Annotated in this window: 13 protein-coding genes, 3 tRNA genes and 3 rRNA genes; 8 read left to right on the top strand and 11 right to left on the bottom strand. The window is 68.3% G+C overall.

Going from position 1 to position 17,607, the window contains the following annotated elements:
• Window positions 1-254 precede the first annotated feature (254 nt).
• From U5911_RS03925 to gdhB, 3 genes are all read left to right on the top strand, one after another.
• Window positions 255-3,125, top strand: coding sequence for a bacterio-opsin activator domain-containing protein (locus tag U5911_RS03925; RefSeq protein ID WP_336035449.1), 2,871 nt, complete (start codon window positions 255-257; stop codon window positions 3,123-3,125).
• 120 nt (window positions 3,126-3,245) lie between these two features.
• Entirely contained in the window at window positions 3,246-3,389 is a 144-nt protein-coding gene (locus tag U5911_RS03930) for a rubrerythrin-like domain-containing protein (protein WP_336035451.1), read from the top strand.
• A gap of 1 nt (window position 3,390) precedes the next feature.
• Window positions 3,391-4,683, top strand: coding sequence for a glutamate dehydrogenase GdhB (gene gdhB, locus U5911_RS03935; RefSeq protein ID WP_336035453.1), 1,293 nt, complete (start codon window positions 3,391-3,393; stop codon window positions 4,681-4,683).
• On the opposite strand, the gene U5911_RS03940 is transcribed toward gdhB, so the two are convergent.
• Window positions 4,684-5,895: a hypothetical protein gene (locus U5911_RS03940; protein ID WP_336035455.1), complete on the bottom strand. Its 1,212-nt coding sequence runs from the start codon at window positions 5,893-5,895 to the stop codon at window positions 4,684-4,686.
• A gap of 108 nt (window positions 5,896-6,003) precedes the next feature.
• Here U5911_RS03940 and U5911_RS03945 point away from each other — a divergent pair, with 108 nt between their 5' ends.
• Entirely contained in the window at window positions 6,004-6,387 is a 384-nt protein-coding gene (locus tag U5911_RS03945; protein WP_336035457.1) for a hypothetical protein, read from the top strand.
• 15 nt (window positions 6,388-6,402) lie between these two features.
• On the opposite strand, the gene U5911_RS03950 is transcribed toward U5911_RS03945, so the two are convergent.
• The 3 genes from U5911_RS03950 to U5911_RS03960 are packed head-to-tail and all read right to left on the bottom strand — an operon-like array spanning window position 6,403 to window position 8,807.
• Complete coding sequence (locus U5911_RS03950; RefSeq protein WP_336035459.1) at window positions 6,403-6,672, bottom strand: DUF6360 family protein; 270 nt, start codon at window positions 6,670-6,672, stop codon at window positions 6,403-6,405.
• Window position 6,673: 1 nt separating this feature from the next.
• Window positions 6,674-8,434: a nitrite/sulfite reductase gene (locus U5911_RS03955; RefSeq protein WP_336035460.1), complete on the bottom strand. Its 1,761-nt coding sequence runs from the start codon at window positions 8,432-8,434 to the stop codon at window positions 6,674-6,676.
• 43 nt (window positions 8,435-8,477) lie between these two features.
• Window positions 8,478-8,807 carry a DUF8134 family protein gene (locus U5911_RS03960; RefSeq protein WP_336035462.1) on the bottom strand — a complete coding sequence of 110 codons (330 nt, stop codon included), beginning with the start codon at window positions 8,805-8,807 and terminating at the stop codon, window positions 8,478-8,480.
• A gap of 240 nt (window positions 8,808-9,047) precedes the next feature.
• On the opposite strand from U5911_RS03960, the gene U5911_RS03965 reads away from it, so the two are divergent.
• From U5911_RS03965 to U5911_RS03980, 4 genes are all read left to right on the top strand, one after another.
• On the top strand, window positions 9,048-9,218 hold the full coding sequence (locus tag U5911_RS03965; RefSeq protein WP_336035464.1) for a hypothetical protein: 171 nt from the start codon (window positions 9,048-9,050) through the stop codon (window positions 9,216-9,218).
• Between the two features lie 32 nt (window positions 9,219-9,250).
• Entirely contained in the window at window positions 9,251-9,904 is a 654-nt protein-coding gene (locus tag U5911_RS03970) for a DUF7119 family protein (protein WP_336035465.1), read from the top strand.
• Between the two features lie 203 nt (window positions 9,905-10,107).
• Window positions 10,108-10,181 (top strand) — tRNA-Lys (locus U5911_RS03975).
• Between the two features lie 82 nt (window positions 10,182-10,263).
• On the top strand, window positions 10,264-10,614 hold the full coding sequence (locus U5911_RS03980; RefSeq protein ID WP_336035467.1) for a DUF5658 family protein: 351 nt from the start codon (window positions 10,264-10,266) through the stop codon (window positions 10,612-10,614).
• A 7-nt stretch (window positions 10,615-10,621) separates the two neighbouring features.
• Here U5911_RS03980 and U5911_RS03985 read toward each other — a convergent pair whose 3' ends face one another.
• From U5911_RS03985 to U5911_RS04015, 7 genes are all read right to left on the bottom strand, one after another.
• The gene (locus U5911_RS03985; RefSeq protein WP_336035469.1) at window positions 10,622-10,822 is read right to left on the bottom strand and encodes a DUF8123 family protein; all 201 of its coding nucleotides are present in this window, start codon (window positions 10,820-10,822) and stop codon (window positions 10,622-10,624) included.
• Window positions 10,823-10,899: 77 nt separating this feature from the next.
• Window positions 10,900-11,688 (bottom strand): hypothetical protein, encoded by a 789-nt coding sequence (locus U5911_RS03990; RefSeq protein ID WP_336035471.1) that lies wholly within the window; start codon window positions 11,686-11,688, stop codon window positions 10,900-10,902.
• 171 nt (window positions 11,689-11,859) lie between these two features.
• Window positions 11,860-11,935: transfer RNA gene (locus U5911_RS03995), tRNA-Cys, on the bottom strand.
• 125 nt (window positions 11,936-12,060) lie between these two features.
• Window positions 12,061-12,182 (bottom strand): 5S ribosomal RNA (gene rrf, locus U5911_RS04000).
• 124 nt (window positions 12,183-12,306) lie between these two features.
• Window positions 12,307-15,225, bottom strand: a 23S ribosomal RNA gene (locus tag U5911_RS04005).
• Window positions 15,226-15,566: 341 nt separating this feature from the next.
• A tRNA-Ala gene (locus U5911_RS04010) sits at window positions 15,567-15,638 on the bottom strand.
• Window positions 15,639-15,746: 108 nt separating this feature from the next.
• A 16S ribosomal RNA gene (locus U5911_RS04015) occupies window positions 15,747-17,218 on the bottom strand.
• Together the 16S, 23S and 5S rRNA genes with 2 tRNA genes alongside form the textbook arrangement of a ribosomal RNA operon.
• Window positions 17,219-17,607 lie beyond the last annotated feature (389 nt).

A 17,607-nucleotide genomic window follows, 5' to 3' on the forward strand; every position in this document is an offset into this window, starting at 1 on the left:
CGCCAGCCAGTGCTGGCGGGCTTTAGGGGATGACTGTCCCCCGCCTGCCAGTGCTGGCGGGCTCGAGGCGGTGGCTGGCCGTCGAACGCCGCCAGTGGGCAGCAGGTGGACAACCACAGCACCACCCGACAAGGTTGTTTACTATTAAATCCCTCGTTCCCCCGTACGTTGAAAGTGAAATGGGTAGGGTTTTCCTGCGCTAGCGTCTACGACGGTCGAAGACCCCCGTACGGCACCCCGATCCCCTCGACCCCATGAACACGCTCGCCGACTCACTGCTCGACTCCGCGACCGTGCTCGTCGCCGGCGACACCGACTGGACGGCGGCGGTCACCGAAGCGCTCGACGACCACACGACCGCGACCGTGCGGACCGCCGCGTCCGCCGCGGACGCCCACGACGCCGTCCGCGAGGGCGGCGTCGACTGCGTCGTCGCCGCGCAGGACCTCGGCGACGCGACCGGCATCGACCTCGTCGAACGCGTCCGCGACCGCGCCGTGACGCTGCCCGTCGTGCTCGGCGCGCGCGACGGCAGCGAGGCGCTCGCCAGCGACGCCGTCGCGGCCGGCGTCACCGACTACGTCCCCGTCGACGACCCGCTCGCGGACGCCGCCGCGACGCTGCTCGACCGCGCCGACCGCGCGCTCCGGTCCGCGAAGCGCGCCCGCACGAGGCGGGACCGCGCGCGCCAGTTCGACGCCATCTTCCACGACGACCGCACCGCGACGTGGGTGCTCGACCCCGACGGCAGCGTCGCGCGCGTCAACGAGACCGCGCGCGGCGCCGTCGACGCCGCGGTCGGCGATGTCGTCGGCGACGCGTTCTGGACGCTGCCGTGGTGGACGACCGAGGACGTCCGCGCGGACGTCCGGCGCGTCGTCGAGACCGCACTCGAGGGGCGGCTCGGGCACGCCGTCGTCACGCCGCCCGGCGTCACCGGCGACCGCGTCGTCGAACTGTCCGCGCGGCCGGTGACCGACGAGCGCGGCGACCTCGTGTCGGTCGTCGTCGAGGGCGTCGACATCACCGAGCGCGTCGACCTCGAGCGGGAGCTCCGGCAGTCCGAACAGCTCCACCGCGTCACCCTCAACAACATGACCGACACCGTCCTCATCGCCGACGAGGACGGCGAGTACACGTACGTCTGCCCGAACGTCCACTTCATCTTCGGGTACACGGCCGACGAGATCCGTGAGCTCGGCACCATCGAGGACCTGCTCGGCGACGACCTCTTCGACCGCGAGGAGCTCGCCGAGCGCGGCGTCCTGAAGAACATCGAGTGCACGGCCACCGACAAGGCCGGCCGCGAGCACACGTTGCTCGTGAACGTCCGCGAGGTCGACATCCAGGACGGCTCGCTGCTGTACAGCTGCCGGGACGTCACGAAGCGCAAGCAACGGGAGGACGCGCTCGCCACCCTCCAGGAGACCGCCCGCGAGTTCCTCTACGCGGAGACCCACGGCGAGATCGCCCAGCGCGTCGTCGACGACGCCGCGGGCGTACTCGACCTCGACGCCAGCGCGGTCTACCTCCTCGACGCGGCGACCAACGACCTCGAGCCCGCGGCGCACTCGCAGGCGATGCGGGACGCCCACGGCCCGCTCCCGGCCGTCCACGCCGACGGGCAGACGCTGCCGAGCCACTGCTTCGTCGCCGACGAGTCGCTGTACTTCCCGGACGTCCACGACGCCGACCGGCTCGCGAACCCCGCGACGGACCTCCGGAGCACGCTGTACGTGCCGCTGGGCAACCACGGGGTGTTCGTCGCGGGCTCGTCGGCCGTCGACGACGTCGACGACGTCACCCGGGAGCTCGCGGACCTGCTGGCGGCGACCGCGGAGGCCGCCCTCGACCGCGTCGACCGGGAGTCCCGGCTGCGCGAGCAGGACCGCGAGCTCCAGCGCCGCAACGACCAGCTCACGGCGCTCAACCGCATCAACGAGACCATCCGCGAGATCGACCAGGCGCTCGTGCAGGCCGAGACCCGCGAGGAGATCGACCGCACGGTCTGCGAGCTGCTCACCGGCGAGGACCGCTTCCAGTTCGCGTGGGTGGGGACCGTCGACGACGCGACGGGCGCGGTCGAACCCAAGGCGTGGGCCGGCGACGGGGACGGTTACCTCGACGCGAGGCCGGCGCGCGTCGACGACGAGCGCGCCGAGCCGGCCGCGCGCACCGCCGCGACCGGCGAGGTGACGCTCGTGTCGAACGTCGCCGCGGACCTCCGCTCGGCGCCCTGGCGGTCGGACGCGCTCGCGCGGGACTTCCTGTCCGCGCTCAGCATCCCGCTGTCGTACAACGACATCACGCACGGCGTGCTGACGGTGTACGCGTCCGCGCCGGACGCCTTCGACGACACCGTGCGGACGGTCCTCGCGGAGCTCGGCGCGACCATCGCGTCCGCGATCAGCGCCAGCGAGCGCAAGCGCGCGCTGCTCACGACGACGACGACCCGCGTGGAGTTCGCCGTCGAGGACCCGTCGTTCGTGCTGGCGCGGCTGGCGCGCGCGGCGGACTGCGCGCTGTCCTACGAGGGCGGCGTCCAGCAGACCTCCGAGGGCAGCTACGTGTTCGTCACCGTCGAGGACGCGCCCGTCGACGCGGTCGCTGAGGCGGCCGCGGACCTCGTCGCGGTGGAGGACGCGCGCGCGGTGAGCGGCGGCGACGCGGGCGGCGTGGTGCGGCTGTGGCTCTCGGAGTCGTTCCTCCCGACGGAGCTGGCCGACCACGGCGCGGTGCTGCGCAGCGTCGACGCCACGCCGACGGCGACGACGCTGACCGTCGACGTCCCGGGGAGCGTCGACGCCAGCCGCGTCGGCCGGTTCGTCGACGACCGGTTCGCGGACGCCGAGCTCACCGCCAAGCACACCCGCGAGCAGCCCTCCGAGCGCGGGTTCTACGCGTCCGTCCTCGACAAGCTCACCGAGCGCCAGCTGGAGGTCGTCGAGACCGCCTACTACAGCGGCTACTTCGAGTCGCCGCGGCGGTCGACGGGCGAGGAGGTCGCGGCGTCCCTGGGCGTCTCCGCGCAGGCGTTCTACCAGCACGTCCGCACCGTCCAGCGGAAGCTGTTCGCCGCGCTCGTCGACGACCACCTCCCGGTCGCGACCGCCCACGGCGACTGACTTGGACTGTCAACCCCCCTCCAGCAGCGAGGTTTGGTGGCCAACCAGGACGTATTCCCTTATATGCTCATTACGGATTGGTAGAGTACCCGCGGTGACCGCGCCGGTGCTCGTCCAGCCATGAGAGACGTCGACCAGACCCAGGCCGAGGAATCGCCCTACGAGTGCTTCGAGTGCGGGAGTATCGTCGTCGCGGAGTCCCACCCCGGCGAGTGCCCGGACTGCGCCGGCGAACTCCGCAACCGCCGCACACCCATCGAGTGACATGGCGTCGAGCACGACGACCCACGACGAGGCAGCCGACGAACAGCCCGAACCGGAGTCCGCCCTGCAGACCGCGCGCCGCCAGCTCCGGCACGCCGCCGACCACCTCGACATCGACGACAACATCGTCGAGCGGCTCCAGCACCCCAACAGCGTCCACGAGGTGACCGTCCCCGTCGAGCGCGACGACGGCACCGTCGAGGTGTTCACGGGGTTCCGCGCCCAGCACGACAGCGTCCGCGGCCCGTTCAAGGGCGGCCTGCGCTACCACCCCGAGGTCACGCGCGACGAGTGCGTCGGCCTCGGCATGTGGATGACCTGGAAGTGCGCGGTGATGGACCTGCCGTTCGGCGGCGCGAAGGGCGGCGTCGCGGTCAACCCGAAGGCGCTCAGCGACGGCGAGAAGGAGCGCCTGACCCGGCGGTTCGCCGAGGAGATCCGCGAGGTCATCGGCCCGACCGTCGACATCCCGGCGCCCGACATGGGCACCGACCCGCAGACGATGGCGTGGCTGATGGACGCCTACTCGATGCAGGAGGGCGAGACCATCCCCGGCGTCGTCACCGGCAAGCCCCCCATCGTCGGCGGGAGCAAGGGGCGTGACGGCGCGCCCGGCCGCAGCGTCGCCATCATCGCCCGGGAGGCCGTCGACTACTACGGGAAAGACCTCGGGGAGACGTCGGTCGCCATCCAGGGGTACGGGAGCGTCGGCGCGAACGCCGCGCGCCTCCTCGACGACTGGGGCGCGAACGTCGTCGCCGTCAGCGACGTCAACGGCGGCATCTACGACCCCGACGGCCTCGACACCCACTCGGTCCCCACCCACCACGAAGAGCCCGAGGCCGTGATGGGGCACGAGGCCCCCGAGACGGTCACCAACGGGGAGCTGCTGGAGCTCGACGTCGACGTGCTGATCCCGGCCGCCGTCGGGAACGTCCTCACCGCGGACAACGTCCACGACGTGCGCGCGGACATCGTCATCGAGGGCGCGAACGGTCCGACGACCAGCACCGCCAGCGAGGTGTTCGCCGAGCGCGGCATCCCCGTCGTCCCGGACATCCTCGCGAACGCGGGCGGCGTCACCGTCTCGTACTTCGAGTGGCTGCAGGACATCAACCGCCGCGCGTGGTCCCTGGAGCGCGTCAACGAGGAACTCGAGGCAGAGATGCTCGCGGCATGGAACGACGTCCGCGCGGAGTACGAGGCCCGGGACGTCACGTGGCGGGACGCCGCGTACATCGTCGCGCTCTCCCGCGTCGCGGAGGCCCACGAGACCCGCGGCCTCTGGCCGTAGTCACCGCCGCGCCGCCCGCGCGCGGAGCGCGCTCGCCACGAGGTACGCGAACGCGAGCGCCCCCAGGACGCCGACCGCGGCGCCCGCGGCGACGAGCCGGTCGCCGCCGCCGAGCCGGCCCGCTGCTTCTGTCCACAGTCCCGCGGCGAGCGCGACCAGCGACGCCAGCGCCGCGCGGTCGCCGCTGTACGGGAACACGCCCACGGTCGGCGGGTAGAACTGGTAGGTGACGCCGACGACGCTCAGGCCGAGCAGGCCGAGCACGTTCAGCCGGAGGTGCGCGAGCACGGGCCCGGCGGTCGGCGCGACGTGCCCGAACGCGAACCCGACGCCGAGCGCGACGCCCGCGAGGCCGCTGAGGACTGCCGCGAGCACGCCGCGGAAGCCGACGCGGTCGCGGTCGGTCCGGACGGAGAGCACGAGGTAGGCGGCGGCGAAGCCCGCGACGGCGACGGCCTCGAGCGCGGCGCCCGCGGCGAACACCGGTCCGCTCGCGAAGCCGGCGACGAGGAGCGCGGGCCCGAGCAGGCCCGCGGGGAGGACGACGGCGACGAGCCAGAACGGCGGCGCGGCGACGAGGAACCGCGGGAGCAGGCGGAAGCCCACGGCGAACAGCAGGCCGAGCGCGCCGCCCGCCGCGACCAGGTGGGCGGCCGCCGGGAAGCCGACGCCGGCGAGCGCGGGGAGACCGAGGGCGACCGCGGCGGTCTCGTAGGCGCCGGCGGCGAGATAGGCGAGCGCGACCGGCATCGCGGCGTTCGCGAGGCGGTCGACGCGCTCGCGGTGCTCGTTCGCCTCGCCCGTCCCGGTCTCGGCGCCCGCGAGGTTGCCGCGGATGGTCCACGCGAGCACGCCGAGGGACGCGAGCACGCCGGCCGCCCACAGCGCCGCGCCGGCGGCGGCGAGCGCGTCCAGGTCGGCGACGGCGCCGACGGCGAGGCCGGCGGCGCCGACTGCCGTCAGCGGGAGCGTCGCGAGGGGGGCCCGCGGCGCGGCGAGCGCGCGGTCGAAGTACGACGGCACGAGCGCGTACGCCTTCCCGAGGAGGACGTGGACGACGAACCCGTGGACGCCCAGGAGCGCCAGCGCCGTGCGGGCGGCCGCCAGCCAGCCGACGGCGGCGGCGAGGACGGCGGCCTGCCACGCCAGGAGGTACGCGACGCCCGCGGCGACGAACCACCGCGAGCCCCTCGACGCCGTCGCTGCGGCCATGGGCGTGTGCTCCGGCGCCGCGGCGAAAAACCCACCGCCGGACGCGTTCGCCGACGGGGCGTGCTATCTACCCACACGGATAACCGCGAGCGGCGCGTCTGTCCGAACATGGTCGACATCACGCAAACGGAACGGGACGCGCTCCACGAGCTCCAGCTCGGCGTCGAACACGTCTACCGCGCGTACGGCCACCTGCTGGCGTTCCACCACAGCCTCGGCCGCGGCATGGACCACCTCGCGGAGGCCGAGTCGCTGTTCCGCGCCGCCGGCCACGACGGCTACGCCGACCGGCTCCGCGACCGCCACCTCCCGGCGGGCGCCGTCGGCGACCGGTGGAGCTACGAGCTCGTCGAGGACTTCCGGCACGGCCTCCTCGCGGCCGTCAGCGACTTCGAGAACGCGGTCCGCGAGGACGTCGCCGGCGGCGTCGAGCACGTCGCCGAGCGCGAACAGCAGCGCCGGTGGCGCGCGCGAGCCAGACGCGACGAGTGACCGGTCCGCGAGTGATCAGTCCGCGACGCGGTCGGCGTACGACGCCAGTTCGGCCGCCAGCTCGCGGGCTTCGGCCGCGGAGAGCGCGAGGCGGTCGGCGTGCGCGGGCACGCCGTCGGCCGCCGTGTTGTCCAGTTCGAACTCGAGCACGACGCCGTCGCCGTCGTCGGCGCGCGTCACGTTGACAACGGCGGGCGCGTCCGTCCGCCAGCCGTGGCCCTCCAGTTCGCCGTCCAGCAGCGTGAACGTCGTGTACGCGTTCACGGAGACGATGCGGTCGGCCATCTCAGTCGTCCGCCGAGATCGGCTCGCCCTCGCCGTCCGTCGGCGCCGGACTCTCGTCCATGCCGTCGTCGTCGGCGTACGGGTACCACGTCGTCTTCGTGTTGTGCATGTAGGGGTCCTCGTAGCTCGTCTCCTCGGGGTCCGCGAGGCCCTGGAGTTCGTCCTCGTCGCGGGCCGCGACGAACTCCCGGAACGTCTCCTCGCCGTCGCGCTCGGCCTCGTAGGCGTCGAGGAGGTTCCGGATGTAGCCCGGCACCTCGTCGGCGGGCACGCGCAGTTCCACCCAGTCGGCGAACCGCGGCTGCTCGCCGAGCCCGCCGCCCAGGCCGACGTCCAGCGCCTCCACGGGCTCGCCGTCCTTCCGCGTCTTCATGCCGCGCAGGCTCACGTCCGCGATCTGGGGCTGCGCGCAGGACGCCGTACACCCCGAGAGGTGAACGTGGAAGTCCGTCACGCCCGCCGGGACGTCGACGTTGTCCCTCAGCCAGCGCGCGTACCGCACCTGGCGGTTCTTCGTCTCCACGATGGACAGCGAACAGTACTCGGTGCCCGTGCAGGCGACCGAGCCGCGCATGAACGGGTGGGGGTCCGGCGAGTAGTCCTCGAGGAGGTCCTCCGCGAGGAAGTCCTCGAGGTCCGCCTCCGGAACGTCCGTCACCACGACGTTCTGGCGCTGGGTCAGCCGGACCTCGCCGCTGCCGTACTCGTCGGCGAGCTCGGCGAGCTCGGAGACGTCCTCGACGCCCATCCGCCCCACGAGGACGTTCAGGCCGACGTAGTAGTCGCCGTCGGGCTGCTCGTGGACGCCCACGTGGTCGCCGTGCTCGTCGCCGCCCGCGTTGTACGTGTACGACTCCCGGAGGTCCTCGCCCGCGGACTCGAGCTCCCAGTCGACGTACTCCGCCTGGAGGACGCGGCGCACCTCCGCCGCGCCCCACTCGTCGACGAGGAACTTCATGCGGGCGCTGTACCGGTCCTCGCGGTCGCCGTGGTCGCGGAACAGCCGCGACACCGCGCCCGCCAGGTCGACGACCCGCTCCTCGGGCACCCAGACGTCGACGTCCCGGGCGAACCGCGGCTCCTTGCGCGCGAGGCCGCCGCCGACGCGGACGTTGAACCCGAGCTCGCCGTGCTTCTCCGCGGGCTCGAACGCGAGGTCGTTGATGTCGCCCTGCCCGCAGCCCTCGTCGCAGCCCGTCACCGAGACCTTCCACTTCCGGGGCAGGTTCGCGTGCTCGTCGTTGCCCTTGAACGTCTCGTGGAGCTCCCGCGCGACCGGCCACGCGTCCACGTGCTCGTGGGTGTCCTTCCCCGCGACCGGACACCCGACGACGTTCCGCCAGGAGTCACCGCAGGCCTGCTGGGCCGAGAGCCCGTTCGCCTCCAGCCGCTCGAAGAGCTCGGGGACGTCCTCCAGTTTGATCCAGTGCAGCTGGATCGACTGGCGGGTCGTCCAGTCGCAGTACGCCGCGCCGAACTCCGGGTTGTCGACGGGGCCGCGCGCGTACTCGTCGGCGACCGCCGCGACCGTCTCCAGCTGCCCGGGCTCGAGGACGCCGTTCGGCGTCCCGACACGCAGCATGAAGTACGACTCCTGGCCCTTCCGCTGGTGGTACAGCCCCCACCACTTGAACCGCTCGAACCACGCGTCCCGCTCGTCGTCCGGGATCGACTCCCAGCCCGCCTCCGCGAACTCGAAGAGCCGCTCCCGTATCTCCTCGCCGTAGAGCTCGTCCTTCCAGCGCTCGACGTCCGTTGGCATACGCGTCCAGTCGGGCGTCGGCCTTACGTAGGCGCGCTTGCCGTCAACGTTGCCCGCCTCGATCCGACGGCGGCGAACGTCGCCGCGACCGGCGAACCCCCGAGACGGCCGCGAACCCCTCGTCGGTCACCTTCCCCACGGGCAGCCAGGGGGTCGTCCCGGCCGCCCCGCAGGACACGCAGTGCCCGTGCGCCCGCGCCTCCACGCGCCGGCCGTCCGCGCCCACGTCCGCGAAGGCCTCCACCGCGAGCCACGCCGGCGCGCACGAACAGAACGAGTCCGCGACCGGCCACACCTCGCTGACCCCGGCAGCGCGGTCGTCGTTCACGCTCACCCACGCGGCGTCGTCGAGCAGTCGCAGTCGCGTCGCCATACCCCCGGTTGGCGGCGCCGCCACCTCCCCGCGTCGGCGCTGGCAACGCCTGCCCGTCGTCGCGGACGCCGTCAAAGCTCGCCCCTACCCGCCAGCGCTGGCGGGCGTTGCGGCCGAAGCGAGCGTTATACGGGCCGGACGCCAACGACCGCCCATGCCAGAGGAAGCGCGCGGCCGACGCCAGCACGCCTCCGCGGACGCCGCCCCCGAACTGTTCGACGACGAGGAGGTGGCCCGCGAGTGAACGACCACGCAGACCCCGACGGGCGCGGCGACGGCGAGACCGACGCCGACGGCGACCGCGACCGCGACGACGCCCACCTCGCGGGCGTCGAACCCGGCGCCGGCTGCACAGAGATCTGGGAGCACCTCTCCGAGCGCCGGAGCGGCGGCGCCGACGAGGAGGAATAGGTGTTTTACGCCCCAGCCCGCTACGTCCCACTATGACAGACGACCGCCGCCCGCCGACGGACCGCGAGTCGCCCGTCGGCGAACCGGTCGTCCGCGGCGACGAGCGCGTCACCGGCGACCACGCCAGCGACGCCGTCGCGTTCGACCCCGGCGACCCCGACAGCGTCGCGGACGCCGCCGCGACCGTCGGCGCGTTCGCCCGCGACGAACTCGGCGACAGCCACCTCTTCATGCTCCGCGGCGCCGCCGCCTGCGCCGCGCTCGTGCGCGCGGAGAACTCCTACAAGGCCGCCGCCGAGCGCGCCGACGGCGACGTCGGCGTCTCCTTCATCCGGAAGTGGGCCCGCGTCCACGACCTCCCGCGGGCCGTCCGCGAGCACGTCGCCGCCGGCCACGTCCCGCCGACCGCCGCGAAACACATCGCGCGCGTCGGCGGCGACGACCGCTACCTGCTCGCGTGGGCGGTCGTCGACAACGACCTCACCGTCCGCGACGTCCGCGAGGCGGCCAGCGCCGTCAACGGCGGCGAGGACCTCTCGGCCGTCCTCGAGTCCCTGGGCGTCACGCCCGGCGAACTCGCCGTCGAACTCCCCTCGGACGTCTACCGCGACCTCCGCCGACACGCCACCGTCGCCGACCGCGACCCCGACGACGTCGTCGCCGACGCGCTCCGCGAGTACCTCTGAGGCCGACTGCCGCGAGTCGCTCCCGGACGTGCACGGTCTCGGCGCGCGGACGCCGCGGCGTCCTCGCCGCCCACGGACGCCAACGCCACCAGCGCGGACGCGTGCTCCCGCAGGTCGTCCACACCCAGGCGTCCACTGACGCCCGCGTGAGGCTTTCGCTGGATGGTAAACGTTTAACCGCGGCACGCCCGACGTCACACCGAGGGCCGATAGCTCAGTTCGGCAGAGCGTCTGGCTTTTAACCAGACGGTCGGGGGTTCAAATCCCTCTCGGCCCGTCCAGGGCGGAGAGCGTGCGGGAGGACGCGTGCCGGACGCGACCGTCGCGAGCTTTTTCGCGGTCCGACGCGAGGTGCGTGCATGGACTGGCTGACGGTCGACGACGCCGTCACGAGCGAACGCGAGTTCTACCTGCTCTGGGGTGGCGCGGCGCTCGCGTACGGCGGCGGCGACGTCGTGACGACCGTGGCGCTCGCCTTCTACGCGCCCGGGCTACAGGAAGGCAATCCAGTCGTCGCCACCGCGGTCGACGCGTTCGGCCTCGGCGGCCTCGTCGCCGCGAAGCTCGCCGTGTTCGCGTGCTGTCTCGCGCTCAGCGTGTACGCGATGCACGCCTGGCGGGACCGCGTCAGCTACGCGTTCCCGCCGCTGCTGCTGGCCGCCGTCGGCGCCGCGCTCACGGCGCTGAACCTGCGGCTGCTCGTCGGCTAGGCATCCACTACTGCGTGTGGACGAGCCAGCCCAGGCCCGTCCCCACGGCCGCCGTCGCCAGCGCGCCGGCCACCTGGAGCACCGTCACCGCGGCGCTGTTGCTGTGCTGCCACGGCATCCCGACCAGCGTCCCCACGCCGACCAGCACCAGGAACGCCGCGACCAGCACGCCGTACGCGTCCAGCGAATCGGCGAACACGTCTCGCATGCTCGAGGCCTCGCCAGCGAACACGGTAAGCCTGACGGAACGACGCGGCCCGCCGAGACCGAGAGAACCAGACGACGTCAGTACCGCGACGGCATGAACGCCAGCATCACCAGCAGGGACGCCGCCATCCCGCTCAGGATGACGATCCCCCAGAGGCCGTTCATGCGCTCGTGGAACGTCCGCTGGGCGGCCGCGTCGGACTCGTAGTCCGCGTAGTCCGTCGTCAACTCCATCGTCCCGTCGCCCGGGAAGTGCGCGAGGTACGGCGTCTCACCGACCGTCGTGTTCTCGCCCTCGTCGAAGCTCAACTCGTTCGTCCGGGGCGCGAACCACTCGACGGTCACCTCCGACTCGGTCACCGCGGCCACGCGCGTCTCGTTGTCGTTGTCCGGTCGCTCGAAGCGGTCGCCCACCTCGAACTGGTGGACGGTCGGCTCGTCCAGGTACTCGTCGCGCTCGACGAGGCGGCGCTCGCCGTCCTCCTCGACGATGACGTACGTCGTCCCGTTGTCCTCGACGGTCGGCCGGTCGACCTCCTGGACCTCGCGGAGCTCGAACGCCTCGTACTCCTCCTGGTCGGGTATCACCACGGTGTAGTTGTCACCCTGGTAGGTCACCGTGTCGTTGGCCCCCAGCGTCTCTGTGTACCGCGCCGACTCGTTCACCCACGTCGCCGCCGCCGACGACTCACCGAGGTCGGTGACGTTGTACGTCGTGCCCTCGATCGTCGTCTCGCCCGTCGAGACCTTGTAGTCCGGATCGCTCAGTTCGATGTCCGGCTGCTGGGCGACGCCGATGTACGAGTACGCGCCTGCCGCCAACAGGAGGAACACCGCGACGGACACCGTCGCAGCACGTCGTTGCATACCAGAAGCCAGGAGAGGGCGTCGTATAATCGTTACTTTCCGGCGCCAGCGGCCCGCCGACCGTCCCCGTCGCGGCAATCCGACGGGCGTCCGCCCGTCCGTCGACGCGCGAACGCGTCCCTCGACGATCCGTGGACCGCGCTCACCGGACTCGAAACGGAACAGGATGAGAGCCAAGGGCCGGATTTGAACCGGCGGTGGGCGGCTCTGCAGGCCGCTGCGTTAGGCCGGACTCTGCCACCTTGGCACTACGTCGTCGTACTTCGCTCGCGCGTTTAAACGTAGCGGTCGCCAGTGTCGCCACTCCGCGCGAGAAATGCAGACAGCCCCGAACAGCGCGACAGCTGTTCGAGGCTGAATGAGAGTATGAATGGCAGGCGGCGAACCGGATTTCCCAGAGGCTCGCGCACTCCAGTACTGACCGGAACGCAGGCGGGCTTATCTTCCGTGTTCGGGATGGGTACGGGAGTTGCCCCGCCGCTGTGGCCGCCTTAATACCGACCGACGGAATCGAACCGTCGCTCCCGGCGATCCGGGACACCAGTGTCGGCGGACGTCCGCGTGTAAGTGCAATCCAGTTAACGCCTGGACTCGACCACGTCTGTGGTTGAGTGCATGAGTGTGTGGCGTCGGTCTGTTAGTGCTCGCGGGCTGAACGTCTCGTTGCCTCGACGCGTACACCCCGAGTCTATCGAACTCGTGTTTTACGAGTGACCTCGACGGTGCCTCTTTTCCAGGTGGGTTTCGGGCTTAGATGCATTCAGCCCTTACCCCGTGGTGCGTAGCTGCTCGGCACGTGCCCTCTCGGACAACCGATACACCAGTGGCACCCGTCCGTAGTTCCTCTCGTACTATACGGACGTTCCTGTCAGGCACCATAACACCCCCAATAGATAGCAGCCGACCTGTCTCACGACGGTCTAAACCCAGCTCACGACCTCCTTTAATAGGCGAACAACCTCACCCTTGCCCGCTTCTGCACGGGCAGGATGGAGGGAACCGACATCGAGGTAGCAAGCCACCCGGTCGATATGTGCTCTTGCGGGTGACGACTCTGTTATCCCTAAGGTAGCTTTTCTGTCAGCAATGGCCCGCATCAAGCAGGCTCATTGGTTCGCTAGACCAGGCTTTCGCCTCAGCGTCCCTCGTTGTGTAGGACACTGTCAGACTACCTTTTGCTCTTGCGCTCTTCTCCGGGTCTCCGACCCGGATGAGGTAGCCTTAGGGCGCGCTCGATATCTTTTCGAGCGCGTACCGCCCCAGTCAAACTGCCCGGCTACCGGTGTCCTCCTCCCGGAGTGAGGGTCACAGTCACTGACGGGTAGTATTTCACTGATGACTCGGCGACGTGCTGGCGCACGCACCTGTGTAACGTCTCCTACCTATGCTGCACATCAGCGACCGTGTCCCAGCGACAGCCTGCAGTAAAGCTCTATAGGGTCTTCGCTTCCCCTTGGGGGTCTCCAGACTCCGCACTGGAACGTACAGTTCACCGGGCCCAACGTTGGGACAGTGAGGCTCTCGTTGATCCATTCATGCAAGCCGCTACTGAAGCGGCAAGGTACTACGCTACCTTAAGAGGGTCATAGTTACCCCCGCCGTTAACGGGTCCTTCGCCCCATTGTACTGGGTGTTCAGATACCCGCACTGGGCAGGATTCAGTGACCGTACGCGTCCTTTCGGATTTGCGGTCACCTATGTTGTTATTAGACAGTCGGAGCCTCCGAGACACTGCGACCTGCCCGATTGCCGGGCAGGCATCCCTTATCGCGAACTTACGGGACTAACTTGCCGAATTCCCTAACGTCGGTTGTTCCCGACAGACCTTGGCTTTCGCTGCCAGAGCACCTGTGTCGGATCTCGGTACGGACACCGTACTCGTCTTTTCACGGGCCCCAGGTTGACTCGAGTTTCCCTGTCCCGCCGTTCGTCCGCTTCCTGCCATTACGGCTTCCACGGACTTGGACGGTTCGACCGGGCGATGGCCCGGCTCGAGCTACCCCGAGGCGTCGACTTTCACTGTACGGTGGCACGGGAATATTAACCCGTTTCCCTTTCGACCCGTTCGAACTACGACGGGCCTTAGGACCGGCTAACCCTCGGCTGATCAGCATTGCCGAGGAACCCTTGCTCTTTCGGCCGTCGGGGTTCTAACCCGACTAACGCTGCTACTATGGCCAGGATTTTCGTCCCCATTCGGTCCACTCGAGCTCTCGCCCGAACTTCCGCCCGAACAGAGTGCCAACCTACTGGATCGCGCTGTTACGCACGCCGTCAGGTCTCGGTGGTGAACTTGAGCCCCGATCATTTTAGGCGCCCCGAACCTCGGCCGGTAAGCTGTTACGCTTTTCTTGGAGGGTAGCTGCTTCTAAGCTCACCTCCCGGCTGTCTAGGGCTCGGGACCACCTTCAATCGCACTTAGCTCACACTTTGGGACCTTAACCTAACTCTGGGTTGTCTCCCTCACGGTGCACAGGCTTACCCCGCACACCGGATTCCCTGCGTCCACGGCGTTCGTAGGTTCGGAGTTTGACAGGGAGGCCAACTCCTCTCGGAGTTGGACCTCCCAATCGGTCGCTCTACCCCACGAACTACCTCGGCAGAGGTCATGCTTCGACATGTTTCGGTTGGAACCAGCTGTTGCCCGGTTCGATGGGCCTTTCACCCCTACACGTAGGTCACGGGAGGGTATTGAAAGACACCAACCCTAACAGGCCTCCACATGGCTTTCGCCATGCTTCACCTTGCCCACGCGTAGATCACCGGGTTTCGGGTCGTGCCCGTTTGACTCCCCGCGCTTGAACACGGCGGCCCTCACGCGAAGCGCTGCGGCCATGTCGGTTTCCCTGCGCCTCCCCGGATACTCCGGTTAGACTCGTCAAACAGGCACACTCCCTGGCTCGTTTTTCAAAACGTACGACGGAACATCGGCTCCTCACAGGTCCTACTGCAGGCTCGCGCCTGCCTCGTTCCCAGTGAGGCCTTTCATGCCCCGTCGCTCCATCGCCACCTGATTTCAAGCCCTATTTCACCCCCCTTTGTGGGGTGCTTTTCAGCGTTCGTTCACACTACTTGTTCGCTATCGGTCTCGGAGAGTACTTAGTCTTGGCAGTCGATGCCTGCCATCTTCACGAGGGATTTCCAACCCCCGCTACTCTGGAGCTGACTCACGCCCTACTTGTCCACGGTACGGGGCTGTCACCCTGTATCGCGCTCCGTTTCAGGAGACTTCGCGTGAACGTTCAGGCGATGGTCGTCAGTCCGAACACCACATTGCCCAGAAGGCTTCGGTTTGGACTGGGCCGCGTTCATTCGCCATTACTAACGGCGTCCCATTCGGTTTCTCTTCCTGGCCGTACTGAGATGTTTCAATTCCGGCCGTTCCCCATTGCGCGCAGCAATTGCGGTGGGGATTCCCATTCGGAGATCCTGAGTTCTTCGCCTCCGTGCGGCTCCCTCAGGCTTATCGCAGCTTGGCACGTCCTTCGTCGGCATCCGAGCCGAGCTATCCACCAGGTGGCACAGTAGCCACGTTGGATGGTCGTCGACTGCAGAACAGTCGACGATGGTACTCAACCACACGAAGTGGTCGAGGTTGTTGGCGGTGAAGCCAACGACGATGCTCACCACTGTGGGTGAGCGCTGTCGAGTCACGGATGTGACCGACAGTCGGTACTCGACCACGGCGGTCGAGTCCAGTGAGCGCCTGGATTGCACTTACACGCGGTCGTCATCGCACGTCCCCATGGTGACTGAGGAGCGTACATCGACCCTTCCCGCCCGCGCTCTCGCGGGGCGGTGCATCAGTCGTGCTTGGGACTCATCGTATCCCCGTTTCCCACTTAAGGGACACGGTTTTCGATGACTCCCGAGCGGGATGGACCCACTGGGATTCGAACCCAGGGCATCCTCCTTGCAAAGGAGGCACTCTACCACTGAGCTATGGGCCCACCTCCCGGCTGGGAGGTTCGTTAGCCTTGATGGTTTGTAGGTGTCCAACTGGTCACGGCGGCGTCGAGGTCGCTGTGGGCCGAGGCTACGCCCCGGTCCCGTACGTTAGGAGGTGATCCAGCCGCAGATTCCCCTACGGCTACCTTGTTACGACTTAAGCCCCCTTGCGGAGCCCAGATTCGACCGGCGTCTGCCGGCCTCATCCGAACCCCACTCGGGTGCTTTGACGGGCGGTGTGTGCAAGGAGCAGGGACGTATTCACCGCGCGCTTCTGACACGCGATTACTACCGAATCCAGCTTCATGAGGGCGAGTTTCAGCCCTCAATCCGAACTACGACCGAGTTTAGGAGATTAGCGCCTCCTCTCGGAGTTGCATCCCATTGTCTCGGCCATTGTAGCCCGCGTGTTGCCCAGCTCATTCGGGGCATACTGACCTACCGTTGCCCGTTCCTTCCTCCGCTTTGGCAGCGGCAGTCCCCCTAATGTACCCAGCTACCCAGAGGGTACTGCTGGCAATTAGGAGTGCGGGTCTCGCTCGTTGCCTGACTTAACAGGACGCCTCACGGTACGAGCTGACGGCGGCCATGCACCTCCTCTCAGTAGCGTCGGGTAAGGTCATCAACCTGACCGTCATTACTACTGTCGGAGCTGGTGAGATGTCCGGCGTTGAGTCCAATTAAACCGCAGGCTCCTCCGGTTGTAGTGCTCCCCCGCCAATTCCTTTAAGTTTCATCCTTGCAGACGTACTTCCCAGGCGGCCCGCTTCTCGGCTTCCCTACGGCACAGCGCAGGCTCGTAGCCTGCGCCACACCTAGCGGGCATCGTTTACAGCTAGGACTACCCGGGTATCTAATCCGGTTCGAGACCCTAGCTTTCGTCCCTCACTGTCGGATCCGTCTTCCTGAGGCGCTTTCGCCACCGGTGGTCCGTCCAGGATTACGGGATTTCACTCCTACCCCGGACGTACCCCTCAGGTCTTCCGGTCCCAAGCCGAACAGTTTCCGCTGGACGCCTGCTCGTTAAGCGAGCAGATTTCCCAACGGACTTGTCCGGCCAGCTACGGACGCTTTAGGCCCAATAATATCGGCCATCACTCGGGCTGCCGGTATTACCGCGGCGGCTGGCACCGGTCTTGCCCAGCCCTTATTCGTACACCACCTTACGGTGTACAAAAGTGAAGGCTCTATGCCTTCACACTCGGAGTCCCCTTATCGCACTTTCGTACAGTGTAAAGGTTTCGCGCCTGCTGCGCCCCGTAGGGCCCGGAATCTTGTCTCAGATTCCGTCTCCGGGCTCTTGCTCTCACAACCCGTACCGATTATGGGCACGGTGGGCCGTTACCCCACCGTCTACCTAATCGGCCGCAGCCGCATCCTGTGGCGCCGGAGCGTTTCCGGCTCCACCCATTCCAGGGGTGGAGCGTTATTGGGAATTAGCCTCAGTTTCCCGAGATTGTTCCCATCCACAGGGTAGCTTGGCCACGTGTTACTGAGCTTTCCGCTGCGGGTCTAACCCGCGCAACTAGCATGGCTAAATCGGACTCCGATAGCAATGGCCTCCGGCAGGATCAACCGGAATTTGCTGGGATAAATCCCAGCGGCCAGGACTATCAGTCCTGGTTTGGCGGAACACAAGGTTCCAAGACCACGACGAGTCGCCGTGGCCAGTTGGATGTCACCAAACCATCAAGGCTAACATCAGATCCCATCTGTACGGCGGACCGCAGGGGTGGAATCCTCATTTCCTTCGGACCTGAACGTAGTCCGCGACGGGCCATAAACCCATCGGACTGCGTTCGGTCCGAGACGACGTTCGCATTCACCTCGACGCCCCGTTATTACTTAAGGGCATCGAACCGCGCCCGGAGGCGACGAGTTCGATCCCGGAACGGGAGCGGAGATCACGCGACAGCGACCCGGAGATGCCCGGGAAGCTGCGTTGTCGTTCGCGTCATCTCGTACAGCCCG

It is taken from the genome of Halobacterium yunchengense (assembly GCF_037031165.1).
GTDB classification, from domain to species: domain Archaea; phylum Halobacteriota; class Halobacteria; order Halobacteriales; family Halobacteriaceae; genus Halobacterium; species Halobacterium yunchengense.

Excerpts from the sequence above, each read along its gene's own strand:
- U5911_RS03945 (WP_336035457.1), top strand. The coding sequence starts at position 6,004 with ATGGTCGACATCACGCAAACGGAACGGGACGCGCTCCACGAGCTCCAG.
- gdhB (WP_336035453.1), top strand. The coding sequence starts at position 3,391 with ATGGCGTCGAGCACGACGACCCACGACGAGGCAGCCGACGAACAGCCC.
- U5911_RS03925 (WP_336035449.1), top strand. The coding sequence starts at position 255 with ATGAACACGCTCGCCGACTCACTGCTCGACTCCGCGACCGTGCTCGTC.
- U5911_RS03960 (WP_336035462.1), bottom strand. The coding sequence starts at position 8,807 with ATGGCGACGCGACTGCGACTGCTCGACGACGCCGCGTGGGTGAGCGTG.
- U5911_RS03970 (WP_336035465.1), top strand. The coding sequence starts at position 9,251 with ATGACAGACGACCGCCGCCCGCCGACGGACCGCGAGTCGCCCGTCGGC.
- U5911_RS03985 (WP_336035469.1), bottom strand. The coding sequence starts at position 10,822 with ATGCGAGACGTGTTCGCCGATTCGCTGGACGCGTACGGCGTGCTGGTC.
- U5911_RS03930 (WP_336035451.1), top strand. The coding sequence starts at position 3,246 with ATGAGAGACGTCGACCAGACCCAGGCCGAGGAATCGCCCTACGAGTGC.
- U5911_RS03940 (WP_336035455.1), bottom strand. The coding sequence starts at position 5,895 with ATGGCCGCAGCGACGGCGTCGAGGGGCTCGCGGTGGTTCGTCGCCGCG.
- U5911_RS03980 (WP_336035467.1), top strand. The coding sequence starts at position 10,264 with ATGGACTGGCTGACGGTCGACGACGCCGTCACGAGCGAACGCGAGTTC.
- U5911_RS03950 (WP_336035459.1), bottom strand. The coding sequence starts at position 6,672 with ATGGCCGACCGCATCGTCTCCGTGAACGCGTACACGACGTTCACGCTG.
- U5911_RS03955 (WP_336035460.1), bottom strand. The coding sequence starts at position 8,434 with ATGCCAACGGACGTCGAGCGCTGGAAGGACGAGCTCTACGGCGAGGAG.
- U5911_RS03990 (WP_336035471.1), bottom strand. The coding sequence starts at position 11,688 with ATGCAACGACGTGCTGCGACGGTGTCCGTCGCGGTGTTCCTCCTGTTG.